General features: G+C 60.2%; 20 protein-coding genes and 2 pseudogenes. 9 read left to right on the top strand and 13 right to left on the bottom strand.

The features are described from left to right. Positions 1–92: 92 nt before the first annotated feature. Positions 93–1,496 carry an MFS transporter gene (locus ASE80_RS18325; RefSeq protein ID WP_056860183.1) on the top strand — a complete coding sequence of 468 codons (1,404 nt, stop codon included), beginning with the start codon at positions 93–95 and terminating at the stop codon, positions 1,494–1,496. A gap of 59 nt (positions 1,497–1,555) precedes the next feature. Here the strand turns inward: ASE80_RS18325 and ASE80_RS18320 are convergent, their stop codons facing one another. The 3 genes from ASE80_RS18320 to ASE80_RS18310 all read right to left on the bottom strand — a co-directional run bounded on the left by ASE80_RS18320 (position 1,556) and on the right by ASE80_RS18310 (position 3,909). Next, on the bottom strand, positions 1,556–2,848 hold the full coding sequence (locus tag ASE80_RS18320) for a PQQ-dependent sugar dehydrogenase (protein ID WP_056860182.1): 1,293 nt from the start codon (positions 2,846–2,848) through the stop codon (positions 1,556–1,558). Next, on the bottom strand, positions 2,845–3,270 hold the full coding sequence (locus ASE80_RS18315; RefSeq protein WP_056860181.1) for a DUF2231 domain-containing protein: 426 nt from the start codon (positions 3,268–3,270) through the stop codon (positions 2,845–2,847). Before ASE80_RS18315 ends, ASE80_RS18320 begins: the two co-directional genes overlap by 4 nt. A gap of 126 nt (positions 3,271–3,396) precedes the next feature. Further along, positions 3,397–3,909 carry a GNAT family N-acetyltransferase gene (locus ASE80_RS18310; protein WP_056860180.1) on the bottom strand — a complete coding sequence of 171 codons (513 nt, stop codon included), beginning with the start codon at positions 3,907–3,909 and terminating at the stop codon, positions 3,397–3,399. 123 nt (positions 3,910–4,032) lie between these two features. Between ASE80_RS18310 and ASE80_RS18305 the strand changes: the two genes are divergently transcribed. The 3 genes and pseudogenes from ASE80_RS18305 to ASE80_RS30255 form a co-directional block, all read left to right on the top strand. Beyond that, positions 4,033–4,512 carry an AAA family ATPase gene (locus tag ASE80_RS18305; RefSeq protein WP_056860179.1) on the top strand — a complete coding sequence of 160 codons (480 nt, stop codon included), beginning with the start codon at positions 4,033–4,035 and terminating at the stop codon, positions 4,510–4,512. Then, positions 4,509–5,273: a nucleotidyltransferase domain-containing protein gene (locus ASE80_RS18300; protein ID WP_056860178.1), complete on the top strand. Its 765-nt coding sequence runs from the start codon at positions 4,509–4,511 to the stop codon at positions 5,271–5,273. Before ASE80_RS18305 ends, ASE80_RS18300 begins: the two co-directional genes overlap by 4 nt. Before the next feature lie 109 nt (positions 5,274–5,382). Continuing rightward, positions 5,383–5,514, top strand: a pseudogene (locus ASE80_RS30255) (LysR family transcriptional regulator); the annotation flags it as partial. 12 nt (positions 5,515–5,526) lie between these two features. On the opposite strand, the gene ASE80_RS30820 reads toward ASE80_RS30255, so the two are convergent. The 4 genes and pseudogenes from ASE80_RS30820 to ASE80_RS18290 form a co-directional block, all read right to left on the bottom strand. Continuing rightward, the gene (locus ASE80_RS30820; RefSeq protein WP_133257289.1) at positions 5,527–5,886 is read right to left on the bottom strand and encodes a hypothetical protein; all 360 of its coding nucleotides are present in this window, start codon (positions 5,884–5,886) and stop codon (positions 5,527–5,529) included. Positions 5,887–6,183: 297 nt separating this feature from the next. Beyond that, positions 6,184–6,888, bottom strand: coding sequence for a methyl-accepting chemotaxis protein (locus ASE80_RS31915; RefSeq protein WP_442962913.1), 705 nt, complete (start codon positions 6,886–6,888; stop codon positions 6,184–6,186). Positions 6,889–7,086: 198 nt separating this feature from the next. Next, a pseudogene (locus ASE80_RS31910) lies at positions 7,087–8,043 on the bottom strand (cache domain-containing protein); the annotation flags it as partial. 221 nt (positions 8,044–8,264) lie between these two features. Beyond that, entirely contained in the window at positions 8,265–8,909 is a 645-nt protein-coding gene (locus tag ASE80_RS18290; protein WP_056860176.1) for an aspartate/glutamate racemase family protein, read from the bottom strand. An 85-nt stretch (positions 8,910–8,994) separates the two neighbouring features. Between ASE80_RS18290 and ASE80_RS18285 the strand changes: the two genes are divergently transcribed. The 3 genes from ASE80_RS18285 to ASE80_RS18275 are packed head-to-tail and all read left to right on the top strand — an operon-like array spanning position 8,995 to position 10,311. After that, positions 8,995–9,441, top strand: coding sequence for an HIT family protein (locus tag ASE80_RS18285; protein ID WP_056860175.1), 447 nt, complete (start codon positions 8,995–8,997; stop codon positions 9,439–9,441). Then, on the top strand, positions 9,438–9,869 hold the full coding sequence (locus tag ASE80_RS18280; protein ID WP_056860174.1) for a bleomycin resistance protein: 432 nt from the start codon (positions 9,438–9,440) through the stop codon (positions 9,867–9,869). Before ASE80_RS18285 ends, ASE80_RS18280 begins: the two co-directional genes overlap by 4 nt. Further along, positions 9,862–10,311, top strand: coding sequence for an NUDIX hydrolase (locus ASE80_RS18275; RefSeq protein ID WP_056860173.1), 450 nt, complete (start codon positions 9,862–9,864; stop codon positions 10,309–10,311). Before ASE80_RS18280 ends, ASE80_RS18275 begins: the two co-directional genes overlap by 8 nt. On the opposite strand, the gene ASE80_RS18270 is transcribed toward ASE80_RS18275, so the two are convergent. After that, complete coding sequence (locus ASE80_RS18270; protein ID WP_056860172.1) at positions 10,308–10,868, bottom strand: cysteine hydrolase family protein; 561 nt, start codon at positions 10,866–10,868, stop codon at positions 10,308–10,310. The two genes, ASE80_RS18275 and ASE80_RS18270, sit on opposite strands and share 4 nt — an antisense overlap. A gap of 266 nt (positions 10,869–11,134) precedes the next feature. After that, a complete protein-coding gene (locus tag ASE80_RS18265; protein WP_056860171.1) occupies positions 11,135–11,767 on the bottom strand; it encodes a TetR family transcriptional regulator in 633 nt (210 codons plus the stop codon). 120 nt (positions 11,768–11,887) lie between these two features. On the opposite strand from ASE80_RS18265, the gene ASE80_RS18260 reads away from it, so the two are divergent. Beyond that, positions 11,888–12,544 (top strand): O-methyltransferase, encoded by a 657-nt coding sequence (locus ASE80_RS18260; protein WP_056860340.1) that lies wholly within the window; start codon positions 11,888–11,890, stop codon positions 12,542–12,544. Between the two features lie 103 nt (positions 12,545–12,647). Beyond that, positions 12,648–14,846: an OsmC domain/YcaO domain-containing protein gene (locus ASE80_RS18255; RefSeq protein WP_056860170.1), complete on the top strand. Its 2,199-nt coding sequence runs from the start codon at positions 12,648–12,650 to the stop codon at positions 14,844–14,846. A gap of 52 nt (positions 14,847–14,898) precedes the next feature. On the opposite strand, the gene ASE80_RS18250 is transcribed toward ASE80_RS18255, so the two are convergent. The 4 genes from ASE80_RS18250 to ASE80_RS18235 all read right to left on the bottom strand — a co-directional run bounded on the left by ASE80_RS18250 (position 14,899) and on the right by ASE80_RS18235 (position 19,689). Continuing rightward, complete coding sequence (locus ASE80_RS18250; protein WP_056860169.1) at positions 14,899–16,065, bottom strand: cystathionine gamma-synthase; 1,167 nt, start codon at positions 16,063–16,065, stop codon at positions 14,899–14,901. Then, a complete protein-coding gene (locus ASE80_RS18245) occupies positions 16,062–17,438 on the bottom strand; it encodes a pyridoxal-phosphate dependent enzyme (protein WP_056860168.1) in 1,377 nt (458 codons plus the stop codon). The genes ASE80_RS18250 and ASE80_RS18245 overlap by 4 nt, the downstream gene beginning before the upstream one ends. A gap of 139 nt (positions 17,439–17,577) precedes the next feature. Next, a complete protein-coding gene (gene dapA / locus ASE80_RS18240) occupies positions 17,578–18,429 on the bottom strand; it encodes a 4-hydroxy-tetrahydrodipicolinate synthase (protein WP_056860167.1) in 852 nt (283 codons plus the stop codon). Between the two features lie 285 nt (positions 18,430–18,714). Beyond that, positions 18,715–19,689 (bottom strand): alpha/beta hydrolase, encoded by a 975-nt coding sequence (locus tag ASE80_RS18235; RefSeq protein ID WP_056860166.1) that lies wholly within the window; start codon positions 19,687–19,689, stop codon positions 18,715–18,717. Positions 19,690–19,793 lie beyond the last annotated feature (104 nt).

Raw genomic sequence — 19,793 nt, 5'->3', positions numbered from 1 at the left:
CACCGCCAAGGCGCCCGGCTATAAAAGTCGCAGTTGTACGACGACATATGACGTTACATATGTCCTATCTAACAAAAATAAAAAGTGATGCCATGAATTTGAATGAGCCCATAAGCGCCCACCGCGTCGGCCAGGCCGTCGGCAACTATCGCTGGACCATCTGCGCGATGTTGTTCTTTGCCACCACCGTCAACTACCTCGACCGCCAGGTGCTGAGCCTCTTGGCACCGCAGTTGTCGACGCAATTTGGCTGGAGCAACACCGACTACGCCAACATCGCGGCGGTGTTCCAGTTCGTGTATGCGATTTCCATGCTGTTTGCCGGGCGCTTTGTCGACAAGATCGGCACCAAGGCGGCCTATGTGGTGGCCATCGCCATCTGGTCCACCGGCGCGATCATGCATGCGTTCTCGGTGCCGATGGGCGCGGGCATTGCCTCGCTCAGCGCCGCCATCGGCCTGGCGGTGATTCCGGTATCGATTGCCGGCTTTATGCTCTCCCGCGCGGTGCTGGCGATTGGTGAGGCGGGCAACTTCCCGATTGCGATCAAGGCCACCGCCGAATATTTCCCGAAGAAAGAACGCTCCCTGGCCACCGGCATCTTCAACTCCGGCGCCAACGTGGGGGCGATCCTGGCGCCGATCTGTGTGCCGCTGATTGCCGGCATGTGGGGCTGGGAAGCCGCGTTTATCGTGATCGGCATGCTCGGGTTTGTATGGGTGGCGGTGTGGTCGATGCTCTATGAGAAACCGGAGCAGCAAAAGCGCTTGTCCGCCGAAGAACTGGCCTACATCCGCAGTGACCAGACCGTACAGCCTTTCACGCCGGAGCCTGTAGGGGCGGCGCCGAAAAAAGTCTCGTGGTTCAAGCTGCTGACCTATCGCCAGACCTGGGCCTTCGCCTTCGGCAAGTTCATGACCGACGGCGTGTGGTGGTTTTTCCTGTTCTGGCTGCCCACTTACCTGTCGGCGCAATACAACATGAAGGGCGCGGACATCGTGATGCCGTTGGCCGTGCTGTACAGCATGACCATGGTCGGCAGTATCGGCGGCGGCTGGTTCCCCAGCTACTTCATGGCGCGTGGCGATGCCCCGTATGACGGCCGCATGAAAGCCATGCTGGTGATCGCACTGTTCCCACTGGTGGTGCTGCTGGCGCAACCGTTCGGTTACCTGAGCTTCTGGGTACCGGTGTTGCTGATCGGCGTGGGCGCCTCGGCGCACCAGGCGTGGTCGTGCAACATCTTCACCACCGTGTCGGATATGTTCCCGCAAAAAACCGTGGCGTCGGTGGTCGGCATCGGCGGCATGGCGGGTGGCCTGGGCGGTGTGGTGATGACCAAGATCGGTGGCTGGGTGTTCGACTACTACAAGTCCATCAACGACATTCACACCGGCTACATGATCATGTTTGCGATCTGTGCCCTGGCCTACCTGGTGGCGTGGAGCGTGATGAAAGCGCTGGTGCCGCGCCATAAGGAAATCACTGACTTGTAACCCATCCTCTGTGGTGAGGGAGCAAGCTCCCTCACCACAGTACCAGGGTTAAACAGCGGTTACCGATTGCGCGTCACCCGCCAAACGGTGTTGGCCAGGTCATCGGCAATGATCAGCGCACCTTTGGGGTCCACCGTCACGCCCACCGGGCGGCCACGGGTCTTGCCGTCATCGCCGCGAAAGCCGGTGGCGAAATCAATCGGTTCGCCCGCCGGCTTGCCGTTGCTGAACGGTACGAAGATCACCTTGTAGCCCACCGGGTTGTCGCGGTTCCAGCTGCCGTGTTCGCCGACAAACACACCGTCGGCAAATTGTTCACCCATGGCCGGGATCGAAAAATCCACGCCGAGTGCGGCAACGTGGGAGCCCAGGCTGTAGTCCGGCTTGATCGCGGCCGCGACTTTCATCGGGTTCTGCGGTTGCGCGCGCGGGTCGACGTTCTGGCCCCAGTAGCTGTAGGGCCAGCCGTAAAAGGCGCCTTCGCGCACCGAGGTGAGGTAGTCCGGCACCAGGTCGGGGCCGAGTTCGTCGCGTTCGTTGACCACCGTCCACAATTGCCCCGAGCCCGGTTGAATGGTCAGCGCGGTCGGGTTACGCAGGCCGGTGGCGTAGGGCTTGTGCGCGCCGCTGGCCGCGTCGATCTGCCAGACCATGGCGCGGTCGATTTCCACTTCCATGCCGCGTTCAGTGATGTTGCTGTTGGAGCCGATGCCCACATAGAGCTGGCGCCCGTCTTCGCTGATGGCCAGGGATTTGGTCCAGTGATGGTTGATCTGCGCCGGCAGGTCGGTGATTTTGGTCGGCGCGCCGCTGGCTTTGGTTTGGCCGTCGGCATAGTCGAAGCGCACCAGGGCATCCTGGTTGGCCACGTACAGCTTGCCGTCGGCGTAAGCCAGACCATAGGGCGCGTTGAGGTTGTCGGCAAACACGGTTTTGAGCTCGTAGTTGCCGTCACCGTCGGCATCGCGCAGCAACGTGATGCGGTTACCGCTCTTGACCTTGGTGTTGCCCTGGGCCTTGATCACGCTGGCGATTACGTCCTTGGGCTTGAGTTTGGCAGCACTGCCGCCACGGCCTTCGGCAACGAGAATATCGCCGTTGGGCAGCACCAGCGTCTGGCGTGGAATGGCCAGGTCGGTGGCGATGGCCGTGACGCTGTAGCCTTGCGGCACTGTGGGTTTTTGCTCGCCCCAGGGTGTCGGCTCGGCAATCTTCATGCTTGGCAGCAAGCTGCTTTGTTGCGCGGGCAGTTTGGGGTCGGGGCCGCGTGCCTGGGTTTTGTCGCCGGCGTCGCCACAGGCGCTCAGCAGCAGCGCCGCGCTCAGTAAGGTCAGCGTATGGAGTGGGTTCATTTGGCAGCTCCCGAGCGCAGGTTGGTCAGGCCGATCCACGTGGCAACGATCGCCAGAACCGTCACTATCACCGACAGCACCAGGCCCACAGGCATCATGGCGTAGGCGTCCTTGGCATGCTGGAACGCATTGACCAACCCGAGTACCCAGGTGATCAGCAACAGCAGGAAGTACGCGGCGGGGCGTCCGCCTTTTTGCTCGGCACGCACCAGGTTGACCAGCGCGAACAACAATGCAAAGCCACAAAACACCAAGGCTCCGGCGATCAGCCAGGAGGCGAAGTTGGCCCATTGGATCTGATAGGTCTGGCCGTAGGCGATGTCACTGAGCAACGCGCCCAGAAACAACGGCACGGTGCCGGCCAACAGGGTCGAATGCAGCGGGCCAGGCCTGACGAGTGGGTAGGCGGGAAGGGTGGTCATGGGGTCGCGGCTCCTTGTTTTATCCAACGCCCCGGGGCGGGGCAGCGCATAGGGAAGGAGCGTAGAGCCTGGCGGATAGTTCAGCGTAATTCGTGTCGAAATATTATTTTAGGCTTTGACAGTGCCTCAACGGGTCCACACATAGCGCACCTCTTCCAGCGTCACGCCGCCGCGCACCAGCGTGCGACGGCTACCCGGGTCTTCAGTGCCGCCAAAGCGTGTATAGAAACGTACGGCTCTTTGGTTTTCGGCTAAAACCCATAAAGAAATGCGTTTAAAACCCTGGTCAACCAAGCGCTGGAAACCCGCCTGCCACAATTGCGCGCCGATACCCTGGCCCCAATAATCGGCCAACACGTAGATAGCCATGACCTCTCCGGATGTCGTCTCGGGCGTGTCCGCATCACGGCAGGGGCCCAGCGACAGCCAACCGATAACGTTGCCCTCCACTTCGGCGACTAAAGTGTCCGCGTCCTGGCTTTCGATTGAACGCGCCCAGTAAGCTTCCTTCTGCGGCAGTGTGGTGGTCAGCGAGGCTAGAAAATCCGCCGGCATCAGGTCTGCATAAGCCTGTTGCCAACTGCGCACATGCACCTGAGCGATCTGCTTGGCGTCCTTGGGTAATGCATCACGAATCATAACCATCCCTTGTCGGTAATTTGTCGAAACCAGGGTGCCCATTCACTGTTACAGAACAGGTTCTCATTATGCAGAGCCCTGAAAACTGGCATGCTTCAGGGCCTGACAAAAGGAACCCTGTCCATGCCAACCCTGCACCTGCTGTGCGGCAAGATCGCCTCCGGCAAATCCACCCTGGCCAACACTTTGGCCGCTGAACACGCCGCCATCCTGTTAAGCGAAGACCATTGGCTCGCCACACTTTACCCCGGCGAAGTCCGCTCGATTGCCGATTACGTGAGCTGCGCCCAGCGTATTCGGGGTGTGCTCGGGCCGTTGGTGATCAACGTGCTGCAATCGGGCATCAACGTGGTGTTGGACTTCCCGGCCAATACGCTGGCTAATCGCGAGTGGCTGCTGAGTTTGGCCCAGGCGGCGCAAGCGCCGCACTGCCTGCACTATTTGGAGCTGGATGACGCCACCTGCCGCACTCGTTTACAGGCGCGCAATGCTCAGGGCAAGCATGATTTCGCCGCCACCGACGCCGAGTTTGACCTGATCACCCGCCATTTCTGTGTACCGAGTGAAGCCGAAGGCCTGGTGATTGAGGTGCATCATCCATGAGTACGGTGACCGGTGTGGATGCCCAGGGCTGTGTGCTGACGTTGGACGATGTCGCCTTCCAGCCTGAGTTTGAGCCGCTGCTGGCGGATGTCATCGCCAGCCTCTCCCTGTCTGGGCTGGACGGAATTTATGTGTATGGCAGTGTCGCCAGGGGCGAAGCAAGCCCCGGCGAATCGGACCTGGACCTTAGCCTGATTCTGCTCGAGCCGCCGGATGCATCGGTATTGGCCCACCTGCAAGCGCTGCGCCAAAGCCTGGAGCAAAGCCACCCGGAGGTCACCAAAATTGACTTCGATATCGGCCACCGCGCCGAAGTGCTGGCGCCCGAAAACGCAAATAAATGGGGTTTCTGGCTCAAGCATCATTGCCGTTGTGTGTGGGGCGAGGATCTTTCGCTGCGCTTTGAACGCTTCCAGCCTTCGCGCGAAATCGCCCTGGCGTTGAACGCGGATTTCGAACCGGTATTGAGCGAGTATCTCACGCGTATCGAGAAGGCCAGTACTCCACTCGGACGCCTTCGCCTGCAATGCGAGGCTGCGCGCAAGCTGATTCGCGCCACTAACACCTTGCGCGCCCGCAACGCGTCAACCTGGCCACACACCCTCGAAGAGCACGTTGCAGCATTCATTCAGCACCATCCGACGATGCGCATCCAGATCGCGTATTTCCTGTTTGAGGCGCGCAACCCCAGTGCCGAGGGTGAGGCATTTACTACCCGATTGCGCACCTTTATCGACTGGATGGTTTTACAGCAGGCATAGGCATAGATAGGTATATAGGCGCTCAACCTCACTTTACATACGCCGAGCCTATGATCAACTTCCGCCTGATTCACCACCTTTGGCTGTTCCTTGCCGTTGCAGGAGAACAGAAGTGCGCTCGGTGGCCTCGCAAATCGCCTTTGTCAGCTGCGGTCAGGGCATCGCGCTGGTGCCGGCGTCATTCAAGCAGCTGGCGCCGGAGAATGTGGTGCTGCGCGCGCCGACGCAAAAGCTCAATGTCCCCTGCAGGTCTTCAGCACTTTAGTTTTATTATGCCGCCACAGTTTTTAAGATTTTCAACGTCATCACGCATCCAGCGAGTAGTGCTGACAGTTTTATTTTGTATCTCTCTTGTAGTGGTTTTGTCGGGAACCTCTGGGTGAGTGCCGGGCGCGGAACATGAAAGAGGGAGTTCGCAGGCTGGCTGGTGCTGATACGCTGGGTCAGGTGGCGGCAGTACCTTCAGCGAGGCTGTTGTATTGAGGTCGCAAGTTAACCGGGCACTCTTGTTTTTTTGCCACGCTTCATCGCACTCGTTGGCGTATGCCATATTCAGCGTTGCCAATAGATACAGTATCAGTAGGGCGGCCGTAGTGTTTTTGGCGCGTTTCATATTTTTAACTCCTGAGTTTGGAGGTGAGGGGGGATTTGGATCCTTTCGCAGACAATTTTTTAGTACTCAGGATAGATGCTTGTGTGATGTTCTTAACCTGTAAGAAATAACAGTTTTTTATATCCATTTGAGCTAATTGATAGTGGGTTTTCTTTTATATAAAGAGCCTTTAATAAGGGCAAGTTGTCGATTGAACATTAAGATTCGTTTGTTGTCCGCTCGGCGCGGATAGATGTGTTGGCGGGAGGTATAAAATAGGCCCCATGGTTCGTTATGGGGCCTGTTTGGTTTCAGTGCTTACGACTTGAAGCGTCCAACGAGCCCACCTAACTCATCCGACAGGCCCGCCAACCGCTCGGAATCATCCTGCGCAGCATTGGCCAGGCTCTCCACCAACCTTGCCTCGTCATAGATCTGCTGGATGTGCCGGTTGATCTCTTCGGCCACGCTGTGTTGTTCCTCGGCGGCGGCGGAAATCTGCAGGTTCTGGTCGCGGATCTCGTTCACCGACAACTGGATGCCCTCGAAACTGTCCCGCGCGTTTTCGATGGACGACACGCTGGCGCGGGACAGGTCCAGGCAACTGCTCATCTTCTGGGTGACTTCTTCGGTCTTGCTGCCGAGGGTGCCGAGCAGTTGCTCGATCTCGCCGGTGGAGTCGGAGGTGCGCTTGGCCAGTGCGCGCACTTCGTCGGCCACCACGGCAAAACCACGGCCCTGATCGCCGGCGCGGGCGGCTTCGATGGCGGCGTTGAGGGCCAGCAGGTTGGTCTGCTCGGCGATGGCGCGAATGGTGCCGAGGATCTGGTTGATGCTGCGGCTGCCGGCTTCCAGCTCGACCATGGCCTGGGATGACTCGGTCAGGCGGCGGCCCAGGCGGTTGACGTTATCGGTGGTGACTTCGATCTGCTGTTTGCCTTCGGCCACACGGCGATGGCCGTTCTCGGCCGACTCCGCCGCGCCACTGCACGAACGCGCGACCTCGTTGGCGGTGGCGACCATTTCGTTGAACGCGGTAGACACCAACTCCACCGCCTCACGCTGGCGCCCGGCGGCTTCGTTCATGTTGTGCGCCACTTCGCTGTTGACCCGTGACGCGTCCTGAAGATTGGTGGAGGCCGCGCCAATATGCTGGATCAGCTGACGGATTGCGGCGAGGAATTTATTGAACCAGCCCGCCAGCTCGGCGGTTTCATCCTTGCCCTGTACCTGCAGCTCATGACGCAAATCGCCTTCACCCTGGGCAATGGACTGCAAGCCGGTGCTGACCTGGCCGATCGGTTTGACGATCACCTTGGAAAACGCCGCGGCGATCAGCCCGAAGATCAGCACCAGCACGGCCACGATTACCGTGGTCAGGTAGGTCATGCGCGTCGCCGCCGCCATGACTTCGTTGTATTCGATCAGCCCCACATACCGCCAGCCCAGGCCCGGAGAGGTCCACACGTTGGCCATGTAGCGCACACCGTCGATGACCACCTCGGTTGAGCCCTGAGGCGTCTCGGCCAGGTGCGCATAGGGCGCGCCGAGGTCCTTGAGCGGCTTGAAGTTGTGTGCGGCGTTGCGCGGGTCGACCAGCACCACGCCGTCCTCGATCAACATCACGTAGCCGCTTTCACCCAGCTTGATGCTCTTGAGCAATTCGGTGAGGTTCTTCAGTGACACGCTGACCACGAACACGCCCTTGGCCTTGCCGCTGCTGTCGAGCAGCGCACGTGCGGTGCCCACCAGCGCCACATCATCCTTGTCATAGTAGTAAGCGGGCGTGCGCACGGTCTTGTTGGGGCTGGCCATGGCGGCCTTGTACCAGGGGCGGGTGCGCGGGTCGTACTTGGCCAGCTGTGGGTCATCTGGCCATTTGGCGTAGGTGCCGTCTTCAAGGCCGATGGACAAAATGGCAGCGGAAGGGTGGGTGGCACCGAAACGGGCAAACTGCTCGATTACCTGCTGCGCCTGGGCGGGCATTGGCTGACTCGCGGCGTTTGCAGGCTGGTAATCCTTTAGAGTGTTCACGGAAGTGTATACAGGATCAGCGGACATTTGATCGACGTTCTGCAAGGTGCCGTCGAAGAATTGCCGGATATTGCCATCGATCTGACGTATTTCGCGGGTGCTGCCATCAATAAACTGATCGACCGCCTGAGTCCGCGTGTTCATGACGGAGATGACTGCAACCAGGCTGACCGGAATAAAGGCGACAGAGACGAACGCGAGCACGAGCTTGTTTTTTATTTTCATCGAGACGACCATCGGGCGAAGAGGCGATTTGATATCACTGACTGTTTCGGCCTGAGGGTTATAAAGCTTTAGCTTTATTTTGTGTACAACAACAATTGATTTTGTCCTGAGAAATTAACCTGCAGGAAGGCGCACTTGGGTTAACCCTTAATTGCCTTCAAGGCAGCCTTAAGGCCGGCGGTCGCGCTGGTCAGCGGCGTCGGCCCTGCCGTCACGAGAGCAGCGGCCCCGCCCATGGAGGCTTGGGCCAGCGCAACCACGGATGCGCCATCGATATAGGCCTGATCGGCCGCCTTGGCGATGGTCGACAAGTAACCCTCAATATTGCCCGCCTTGAACAGTGCCCATGCGCCTGGAACCAGCCGCACGTCAACGGTTGCGTCTGACTGCAACGCTGCGCGGTAGAACAGGCTCGAGGTGGGGGCGAGGGTGGTTTCGACGGCACATAACACCACGACCTCGCCGCCTGCTTGAACGGCTGTAAGGGCGAGGGCTTGGTCCGCCCTGAGAATGAATGACGGGATGCGCTCGTCAATCTCATCAACCGATGGCCCCAACGTCGAGCAGGTGAGCACTACGACGTCGGCGTGCTGAGCGAGTGAAAGCAATGCGTTGGCGGTTGAAGCCGCAATTTCAGGCGTTAGCCCGCCCATTTCTTCCGCTCCGGCCAGTAGGTCCGCACGTACTTCATGCTGCAAAATGGCGGGTGCGATTCCCAGAGCTTGTGCGGCTGCGTCGAAGACGGCAATGTTGCTGGCTGCGGTATGAAGGCAGGTGATTCGCATAGGGGGTCGCCAGGTTGGAAGTGCTGAGCCCCACAGTGTTATCACAGTTAAGATGCCGTCGATATCTTCTCATTAAGGACAATGCATGCCACTGATCACGGAACGTGTAGCGCTCGCCCGCAACGGCGCCAACGATAAGGTTATTTGCCGCATGGCCTCAGGCTGGGCGGTGATGGGCGATGTGCAGTTCTTGCCGGGCTATTGTTTGTTGTTACCCGACCCGGTGGTTGCCAGCCTCAATGATCTGGACGCCGAGGCGCGTGCAACCTACTTGCTCGATATGGCGCGCCTAGGCGATGCCGTGCTGGCGGCTACCGGTGCCTTGCGCATCAACTACGAGATTCTGGGCAACTCGGAACCGGAGTTGCATTGCCATATTTTCCCGCGCTACGCCTCGGAGCCGGAGGACAAACGCAAGATGCCGGTGTGGTTCTACGACTGGAAAACCGCGCCACCTTACGCTGAAGATCAACACGGTGAGTTGCGCAACACGATCGCGCACTTCCTCCAATCCGCCATGGAAGCTGGATGATGCATAGAAATAATCTGGTCCCGGAATTGATGGTGACCGACCTGAGCCGCAGCCTTGAGTTCTGGGTCGGTTGTCTGGGGTTCACGGTAGCTTATCAACGCCTGGAAGACGGCTTCGCGTATCTTGACCTGGACGGCGCTCAGGTGATGCTTGAGCAAGTCGATCCACGCGCCAATCAATGGCTCACGGGGGCGTTGGAACGCCCGTTTGGGCGCGGCATGAACCTGCAGATTGATGTCGTGGCGGTGCATCCAGTCATTCAACGGCTGGAGAGGGCGGCACACCCGGTGTTCAAGGCCAGCCAAGACGTGTGGTACCGGGCAGGCGAAGTCGAGGTCGGGCAGCGTGAGTTTCTGGTGCAGGACCCGGATGGTTATCTGGTCAGGCTGGTGGAGCGTTTGGGCGAAAGGGTTGCTGCCCATGCGTGAACGTCAAGCTGCGCGCCTGCTGGTGATCAGCCCTGCGCGAAAAGTGCTGCTGTTCCGGTTTGTGCACAAGAAAGGAGCGCTGGCCGGCAGGAATTACTGGGCGACACCCGGCGGCGGCGTCGAAGCCGGGGAGAGCTTCCACACGGCGGCGATCCGTGAGCTGCGCGAAGAGACCGGCATTGTGGTCAGTGACGTGCAAGCGCCGGTAGCAGATCGCCGATTTGAGCTGATGCTGCCCAGTGGCGAAACCGTGTTGGCCATTGAACAGTACTTTGTTGTTCAGGCGCAAAACGAGCACCTTTCGCGAGACGAATGGACGGCGCAGGAAGCCCAGGTCATGGCGGATCATCATTGGTGGTCGATTGAGGAGCTGCGATCGACGGCAGACACGGTATGGCCAGAAGGGCTTATCGACATGCTCGCCCAGGCAGGCGTTTTTTAAAGCATGGCGAGGATATTGGCGGTGCCTGTGACCCTGGCGTAATCCATCGCCAGGTTGCTCAGCGACAGCGCATGCACATCCTCGGCAGGCCAGAGGCGACCCGACAAATCAGCTTGATCAAAGGTGTAGCAGGCATCCGCCGCCACGGTGACCTCAAAACCCAGGTTGCCGCCGGTGCGCGCCGTAGACTCGACAGAGTTGTTGGTGATCACCCCAACGATCACCAATTGCCGGATCCCACGCCCATGCAGCCAACGCTCCAGGCCGGTGGCGGCGAATGCATCCGGTACGTTTTTTTCTACCACATGCTCATGCTTGAGCGGCGCCAGTGCCGGCTGGAACTCACAGCCCGGTTGGCCTGGCCAAAACACCGAGCCCTGGCTGCGGGACATATGCCGCACATGCACCACGGGGCGATTGGACTGCCGCCAGTCACGCAGCAGGTGCTGTATCTGCACCTCGGCGTCAGGGTTATTGCGTCGCCCCAGCTTGGGATCGTGCATGCCTTGCTGCATATCGATGATCAACAACGCGGCATTTGTGGCTAACGGTTCCATGGCACATCCTTTAGCTGGGTCAGGGGCGAAACATAGCAGCGATTGGGCGTGATTAAACAGGGCTGTTGTTCGAAGCTGATTTGCATGATGCACATCGATCCAAAGTGGGAGCTGGCTTGCCTGCGATAGCGGTCTATCCGTGCATACATCGGTGACTGACCCACCGCCATCGCAGGCAAGCCAGCTCCCACAGTCGCCGATGCTCCCATCGAGCGCTGGTGCCTTCAATCGCCGTGTGAACCTTGCGCTACGGCTTCGTTAAACAATCAGGGCCGATTGAGTGCATTCACATAAGCGCTGAACATGGCGGCCATGCCATCGGCGTACACCTCGATCTCGGCAGCGGTGCGCGGGCTGAAGGAAAAGTCTTTGCCCACGCAACCCAGCGTGCTGCGGAGGAGGTCGCACGCCAGTGCGCGGGTTGCGTCGGGCACCTCGGGCAGCAACTCGAGCATGAAGGTCTCGAAGGCCTGCCGGCCGGCTGCGCGCACTTGCACGGCTTCCGGCGCATCGCGGTACAGCGGCGCCGCGTCGTGCAGCGCACCGCGCATCAGCGCCTCCTCGCACTCGGAATGGATAAATGCATGCACCAAGGTACGCAGGCGGGTCAGCGGTGCTACTTCGGTTTGTTCGAGGATGTCGCGCAGCAGTTGGGTGGTCTGCTGCCATTCATCACTTTGCAGCCGAAACAGGATCGCGGCCTTGTTGGGGAAATATTGATACACCGAGCCGACACTCACGCCGGCTTTTTCCGCGACCCGTGCGGTGGTGAAACGCGTAGCGCCTTCCTTGGCCAAAACCTGAATAGCGGCTTCGAGAATCGCCGCCACCAACTCGGTCGAGCGTGCCTGTTGTGGCTGTTTGCGCGAGGCAATACGGGGCGTCTGGCGGGTGGTCATTTCGGGTTCCGAGCGCTGGGCGAACGCGAATAGCGAAGGCGATGAATCACTCGCATACTTTTAATGCGACGAATCAGTCGCATCTTAGTCCCCCTTCGACGGAAATCAATCATGACCACCCTGAGCACTCTGACTACCGCGCCTCTTGCCGCCTTGATCGAACGCCTCTACACCCAAGCCAATGCGGCGACCAGCCCGCTCATCGACACGGTGTCGCCGCAAGAGCGCAACCGCCTGATGCACAGCAAAACCGAGTACCTTGAGCTTTACACGATGCTCAAGGATCTGTGGCTGCCCGTCTCGCGTGACACCGGCAACCTGCTCTATATGCTGGCCCGCAGCAGCCATGCAAAAGCGATTGTCGAGTTCGGCACCTCGTTTGGGTTGTCCACCTTGTTCCTGGCTGCCGCACTGCGCGACAACGGCGGCGGCGTGTTGATCGGCAGCGAATTCGAACCGTCAAAGATTGCCCTGGCCCGTGAGCATTTCATTGAAGGCGGCGTCAGCGACCTGATCGAAGTGCGTGAAGGCGATGCCCTGGTTTCACTGGCGACAAACCTGCCGCCATCGGTCGACCTGCTGCTGCTCGATGGCGCCAAGTCGCTGTATGGCGACGTGTTGAACCTGGTGGAGCAGCACCTGCGGCCGGGCGCGCTGGTGGTGGCTGACAACACCAACTATTGCCCTGAATACCTGGCGCACGTGCGCGAACCTGGAAATGGTTACCTGTCGGTGCCGTTTGCCGATGATATCGAATTGTCGATCCGCCTCGGCTGAACGGGCACCGATCGGCAGCCGATTCGCAAAACCCTGAGACTTCCCGGCGAAAATCTTCATAATGACGGCCAATTTGTTTAGCTCGTTATTCTGGTGTGCCCGCATGGAAATTAAGGTCAACTTTCTCGACAACCTTCGGCTTGAAGCCAAGTTCGATGACTTCACGGTGATTGCCGACCAGCCGATTCGCTACAAAGGCGACGGTTCGGCCCCGGGTCCGTTCGATTACTTCCTGGCTTCGTCGGCGTTGTGCGCGGCGTACTTTGTTAAGCTGTACTGCGCAACACGCAATATTCCAACCGAGAATATTCGCCTGTCGCAGAACAACATCGTTGACCCGGAAAACCGCTACAACCAGATCTTCAAGATCCAGGTCGAGTTGCCGGCGGACATTTCCGACAAGGACCGCCAGGGCATCCTGCGCTCCATCGACCGCTGCACGGTGAAGAAAGTCGTGCAGGCCGGGCCGGAATTTGTCATCGAAGAAGTGGAAAACCTCGACGCGGATGCCCAGGCATTGTTGATGCCCAATTCCACGTCCGAGGCGGGCACCTACATCGCCGGCAAGGACCTGCCGCTGGAGCAGACCATCGCCAACATGTCCGGCATTCTCGCCGGCCTGGGCATGAAGATTGAAATCGCCTCGTGGCGCAATATCGTGCCCAACGTGTGGTCGCTGCATATCCGCGATGCACACTCGCCGATGTGTTTTACCAACGGCAAGGGCGCGACCAAGGAAGGCGCACTGGCGTCGGCGTTGGGCGAGTTTATCGAGCGACTCAATTGCAACTTCTTCTACAACGACCAGTTCTGGGGTGAAGAACTGGCCAACGCGCCGTTCGTGCATTACCCGGACGAGTGCTGGTTCCAGCCCGGGCCCAAGGATGAACTGCCGAGTGAAATCCTCGACGCCTACTGCCTGAAGGTCTACAACCGCGAGGGCGAGCTGCGCGGTTCGCACCTGTTTGATACCAACTCGGGCAATGAAGAGCGCGGAATTGTTGCGCTGCCGTTCGTGCGCCAGTCCGACGGCGAAGTGGTGTATTTCCCGTCCAACCTGATCGAAAACCTTTACCTCAGCAACGGCATGAGCGCGGGCAATACCTTGGCTGAAGCCCAGGTGCAGTGCCTGTCGGAGATTTTCGAGCGTGCGGTGAAGCGCGAAATCATCGAAGGCGAGTTCGCCTTGCCGGATGTGCCCGCAGAGGTGCTGGCCAAATACCCCGGCATTGTCGCGGGGATCGAAGGCCTGGAAGCCCAGGGTTTCCCGGTGCTGGTCAAGGACGCGTCCCTGGGCGGCGAGTTCCCGGTGATGTGCGTCACCCTGATGAACCCGCGCACCGGCGGCGTATTCGCCTCGTTCGGCGCGCACCCGAGCATGGAAGTGGCGCTGGAGCGCAGCCTCACCGAACTGCTCCAGGGCCGCAGTTTTGAAGGCTTGAATGACTTGCCGCAGCCGACCTTTGAAGGCCAGGCGGTGACCGAGCCAAACAACTTTGTCGAGCACTTTATTGATTCGAGCGGCGTGGTGTCGTGGCGCTTCTTCAGTGCACAGTCGGACTATGAGTTTGTCGAGTGGGACTTCTCGGGCGAAGGTGAAAACTCCAACGCCGAAGAGGCCGCCACTCTGTTCGGCATTCTCGAAGGCATGGGCAAAGAATCCTACATGGCTGTGTACGAACATCTGGGCGCTACGGCTTGCCGGATCCTGGTGCCGGACTACTCGGAAATCTACCCGGTGGACGACCTGATCTGGGACAACACCAACAAGGCGCTGTTTTTCCGTGCCGATATCCTCAACCTGCACAGCCTTGACGAGGAGGCGCTGCAGGCGTTGGTCGAGCGTCTGATCGAAAGCGAGCTGGACGATTACACCGACATCACCACCTTGATCGGCATTGAGTTCGACGACAACACGGCGTGGGGCCAGTTGACCATCCTGGAGTTGAAGCTGCTGATCTTCCTGGCCTTGCAGCAATATGAGGAGGCCAAGGAGTGCGTGGAGATGTTCCTGCAATACAACGACAACACCGCTGAACGCGGCCTGTTCTACCAGGCCATGAATGCGGTGTTGGAGATGCAGTTGGACGACGACCTGGACCTCGCCGATTACGAGGCCAACTTCCGCCGGATGTTCGGTCACGAGCGGATGGATGCGGTGATGGGTTCGGTGGACGGCAGTGTGCGGTTTTATGGCCTGACGCCGACCAGCATGAAGCTCGAAGGCCTGGATCGGCATTTGCGCTTGATCGAGAGCTATAAAAAACTGCATTCGGCGCGGGCCAAGGTCACTTCAGCCTGACTGATCGCTGGCTGATCGTTCCCACGCGGAGCGTGGGAACGATCATGTGGGGTTAGATCAGGGCCAGCGCCTGGGCCAGGTCAGCTCTCAAATCTTCCACATCCTCAACCCCCACCGACAACCGCACCAACCCATCGCCAATCCCCAACTGCGCCCGTGTCGCCGCTGGAATGCTCGCATGGGTCATGATCGCCGGGTGTTCGATCAGGCTTTCCACGCCGCCGAGGCTTTCGGCGAGGGCGAAAATCTTCACGTTTTCGAGAAAACGTGTGGCACCCGCCAGGTCACTGTTCAAGTCCACCGAAATCATCCCGCCAAACCCGTGCATCTGTTGGCGCGCCAGTGCGTGCTGCGGGTGCGAGGCCAGGCCTGGGTAGTACACCCGCGACACTTGCGGCTGCTGTTCCAGCCAGGTGGCCAGGTCCAGGGCGTTGCTGCAATGGCGCTCCATACGCAGTGCCAGGGTTTTTACCCCGCGCAGGGTCAGGAAGGCATCGAACGGGCCGGCAATTGCGCCGACCGAGTTTTGCAAAAAGCCCAGGCGCTCGGCGAGTTCCGGGTTGTGGCCGACGATGGCGATACCGCCGATCACGTCGGAGTGGCCGTTGAGGTATTTGGTGGTGGAGTGCACCACGATGTCGAAGCCCAGCTCCAGTGGGCGCTGGATCCATGGGCTGGCGAAGGTGTTATCCGCCACGCAGATGATGCCGCGATCGCGACAGATGCGCGCAATGGCGCTGAGGTCGGTGAGGCTCAGCAGCGGGTTGCTCGGGGTCTCGACCCAGACCATGCGTGTGTCGCTCTGCAGTGAGGCTTCAAAGGCCGACAGGTCGCTTAAATCGACAAAGCTGAAACGGTGCCCGGCGCTGCGTTGGCGCACCTTGTCGAACAGGCGGAACGTGCCGCCATACAGGTCGTTGCCGGAGACAATATGCGCACCGGCATCCAACAGTTCCAGCACAGTGGAAATCGCCGCCAGCCCGGAAGCAAATGCAAACGCCGCGCTGCCGCCCTCCAGGTCGGCCACGCAGCGCTCCAGGGCAAACCGCGTGGGGTTGTGGGAGCGCCCGTAATCAAAACCCTTGTGCACGCCGGGGCTGTCCTGCAAATAGGTGGAGTTGGCGTAGATCGGCGGCATCAGCGCGCCCGTGGTCGGGTCGGGGGATTGCCCGGCGTGGATCACACGGGTGGCAAACGCGCTTTTATCGGGCAGGCTCATGCAAGGGATCTCCGTAGGTGGTTAAGCAGGTCGACGCGGGTGATCAGGCCATGGAAGCCGGAAGTGTCGGCAATAATCGCGACCAGGCCGCGATCCAGTTCCGCCTGCAGTTCGGCCAGGCTGGCGCTGGGGGCCAGGGTTTGCAAGGTTTTGCTCATGGCGTCTGCCACCACCATGGAAAAATGTGTGGCGTCCTGATGCAGGCCCAGCAGGATGTCGGATTCGTCGATGACACCGACCAATTCACGCCCATCCACCAGCACCGGCAGTTGCGAGACATCCGCCAGGCGCATGCGCTGGAAGGCGGTGAGCAAGCTGTCGTCGGGGCTCACGCTGATCACCCGGCCGTCTTCGAAGCGCCGCGCGATCAGGTCACGCAGGTCGCCGTAGTGTTTGTATTGCAACAGGCCCGCGTCGTTCATCCATTGGTCGTTGTAGACCTTGGACAAGTAGCGCGTACCGGTGTCGCAGACGAAGGTGACCACGCGCTTGGGCTCGGTTTGTTCGCGGCAATAACGCAGTGCGGCGGCAAGCAGGGTGCCGGTGGATGAGCCGCCGAGGATACCTTCGGCCTTGAGTAACTGGCGGGCGTGGTCGAAGCTTTCTTCATCGCTGATGGAGTAAGCATGGCGCACGCTGGAGAGGTCGGCAATCGAGGGGATAAAGTCTTCGCCGATGCCTTCCACGGCCCAGGCGCCGGGCGTTTGCATGTTGCCGCTGCGGCTGTATTCGGCCATCACCGAGCCCACCGGGTCGGCCAGTACCATTTCCAGCTCGGGCTGCACGCGTTTGAAGAAGCGCGTAAGCCCGGTGAGGGTGCCGGCCGAACCGACACCGACCACAATAGCGTCCAGATCATGCTGGGTTTGCGCCCAGATTTCCGGGGCGGTGCTGGTTTCGTGGGCCAGCGGGTTGGCCGGGTTGTTGAACTGGTCGGCGAAAAATGAACCGGGAATGTCGTTGGCCAGGCGTGCGGCCACATCCTGGTAATACTCGGGATGGCCCTTGCCCACGTCGGAGCGCGTGATATGCACCTCGGCGCCCATGGCCTTGAGGTGCAAGACCTTTTCAGTCGACATCTTGTCGGGCACCACCAGCACCACACGATAGCCTTTGGCCCGGCCGACCAGCGCCAGGCCCAGGCCGGTGTTGCCGGCGGTGGCTTCGATGATGGTGCCGCCCGGCTGCAGGCGGCCGTCGCGTTCGGCGGCGTCGATCATCGCCAGGCCGATGCGGTCCTTGATCGAACCTCCGGGGTTCTGTGATTCAAGCTTGAGAAACAGCGTGCAAGGGCCAGTATCGAAACGGCTGACCTTGACCAGCGGCGTGTTGCCGATCAGTTCGAGCACGGCGGGACGTGAAAGGCTGGGCATGAATTCACCTTGGTTGCGAGCAGACAGAGGTGGAGCAGCAAAGTAAACGCGTGCCTTGGAACATAGGCCGGGATCGCGCCGGTCGCAACCGGGCGGTCCGTTGGATGTCTTTTTTTGGCGCATGAACCCGACAGGGCGTTTACAGCAGCTCGCCCAACGCCTGCTTTACGTGCGCACTGGCGGCTTGCATCGGCGCGCGCAGTTCGCTGCCGATCAAGCCTTGCAACGCCAGCGCAGCCTTCACCGGTGCCGGGTTGGGCTCCATAAACAGCGTGTTGATCAGCGGCAACAGCGTGAAAAACGTCGCCCTGGCCTCGGCCAATTGGTGGTCGCGAACTTGCTGGCACAGCGCCACAAAGGCCTCGGTGCGCACATGCGCCGAGGCCGCAATCGCGCCACTGGCGCCCAGGCATAGCGCGTTGAAGATCTGGATGTCTTCGCCGCACAATACATCCACGTCACCACTGGCCAGCAGCGCCAAGGTGTTGGCCAGGTTGCCGCCGCAATCTTTGATCGCAGCGATTCGCGGGTGTTTGACGATGTTCAACAACGTAGCCTGCTCGAAGGTTACGCCGGTGCGGTAGGGAATGTCGTAGAGAACAATCGGCACGCTGGAGGCATCCGCCACCGTGCGAAAAAACGCCTCAAGGCCAGCCTGGGAAGGGCGGATATAGCTGGGCGCGGGCACCAGCAGACCAGCGACCGGACGCTTGAGAATTTCGCTTTGAAAGTGCAGCAGTTCAATCTGATTGCTGCCCGCCAGGCCCATCACCACCCGCTGTGCGGGTACCCATTGCAGTACGGCATCGAGCACGGCGAGCTGCTCCTGGCGGCTCAACGCCGCGGCTTCGCCGGTGGTGGTGCAGACCATGATCCCGGCCGCGTGTTTTTCCAGCAGGTGGCTGACCAGCCGGTGCAGGCCGATAAAGTCGATGGCGCCATCCTGAAACGGCGTGACCACGGGCACCCATATACCTTGAAACGATGACATGCACTTTCTCCTGATGGTTGACCGCTAAAGTCACCGTCAGAAGGCCAGAGGGGATTGTGCAGAAGGAGGTGGGGTCCGTCGCGCTCAATGTCCTGTCAGCTCATCTGACGGGACAGCGCGCCCCGGTCACATGAGCGACTGTTTCTTCGATTTGAGGGCGTGCGCCACGCAACCTTGCGCCTTGGCAATCAAGCCAATGACGGGAAGGTTAACGAAAGACGCTGCTGACATGCGCTGGCACACCCTGAATAAGATCTGCATCTTCAGGGGATGTGACGGGATGTGTCAACCCCGCCGCAGGTGTTCACGCACAAATGCGGCGACCTCGGCTGCCAGCTCCGCATCTTCCGGTGCACCCATGAAGCCACCATGGGGCATGGCTTCGAACACATGCAGTAGCGCCGGCACCTGCGCCTGGCGCAGGGCACGGTGCATGCGCACGGTGTTGGACAGGAACAGATCCCGTGTGCCGCTTTGCAGAAAGGTCGGCGGGAAGCCAGTCAAATCACCAAACAGAGGCGACAGGTACGGGTGGGACAAATCCGCGCCGTTGGCATACAGCAAGTTGGTGCTCATCAGCGGCATGGGCAGAACCACGTCGACGCCTCGGTTGACGTGGAAACTGTCGCCGGATTCGGTCAGGTCGACCTCCGGCGAGAGCAGCACCAGCGCCGCCGGCGTCGGCAACCCTTCATCACGGGCGCGCAACACCATTGCCGCCGCCAGGTTGCCGCCTGCCGAACGGCCGCCAATCACGATGTGCTCAGGCGCATGGTGCTTGAGTACATGGCGGTAGGTGGCCAGACAGTCATCCAGCGCCGCCGGGTACGGGTGGTCGGGCGGCATGCGGTAGTCGATGCCGTAGCACATCACGTGGTGCTGGTCGGCCTGCTTGCCGGCGGCAATACGGCAGTTTTCGCCGCCACCGAACACCAGTGCGCCGCCGTGCAGATCAATGTAGGCAAAGGGTGTGTGGCCTGGCGGTGTGGCCACGTGCACGGTGGCGCTTTCTATGGTGATGGTGTGTAGGTTGGCGCGCAGGGCGTCCGCTTGCCCTGCGTTGGCGCTGGCGTAGTTCTGGGCGACGACGGCTTGCAGCTGGCGCCAGCCATCGTGGTCGTGCGGCGCGGGCATGCTGTGCAGTGCGTTCAGCGGCACGCCATCAGCCCCGACCAGGCGCTGGAGTGTTGCCTGGGCTGGGGCGCTGATCGAGCTTGGGACCGGGATGGTGCGCGGTTCGAGTTTTACGCCATGGTTCATGGGCCTGAGACTCGTGTTCGACGACTGAGGCCGCTAGGATGACAGAGTGCGGGCGGGTGCGGGAGCCGGCAAGCCTTACTCGGTCAACTGTGGGAGCGGGCTTG

This window comes from Pseudomonas sp. Leaf15, from assembly GCF_001421425.1.
Taxonomy (GTDB): Bacteria; Pseudomonadota; Gammaproteobacteria; order Pseudomonadales; family Pseudomonadaceae; genus Aquipseudomonas; species Aquipseudomonas salomonii.
The sequence above is the reverse complement of the archived record's forward strand: the minus strand, read 5'-3'. Positions and strand labels throughout refer to the sequence as shown.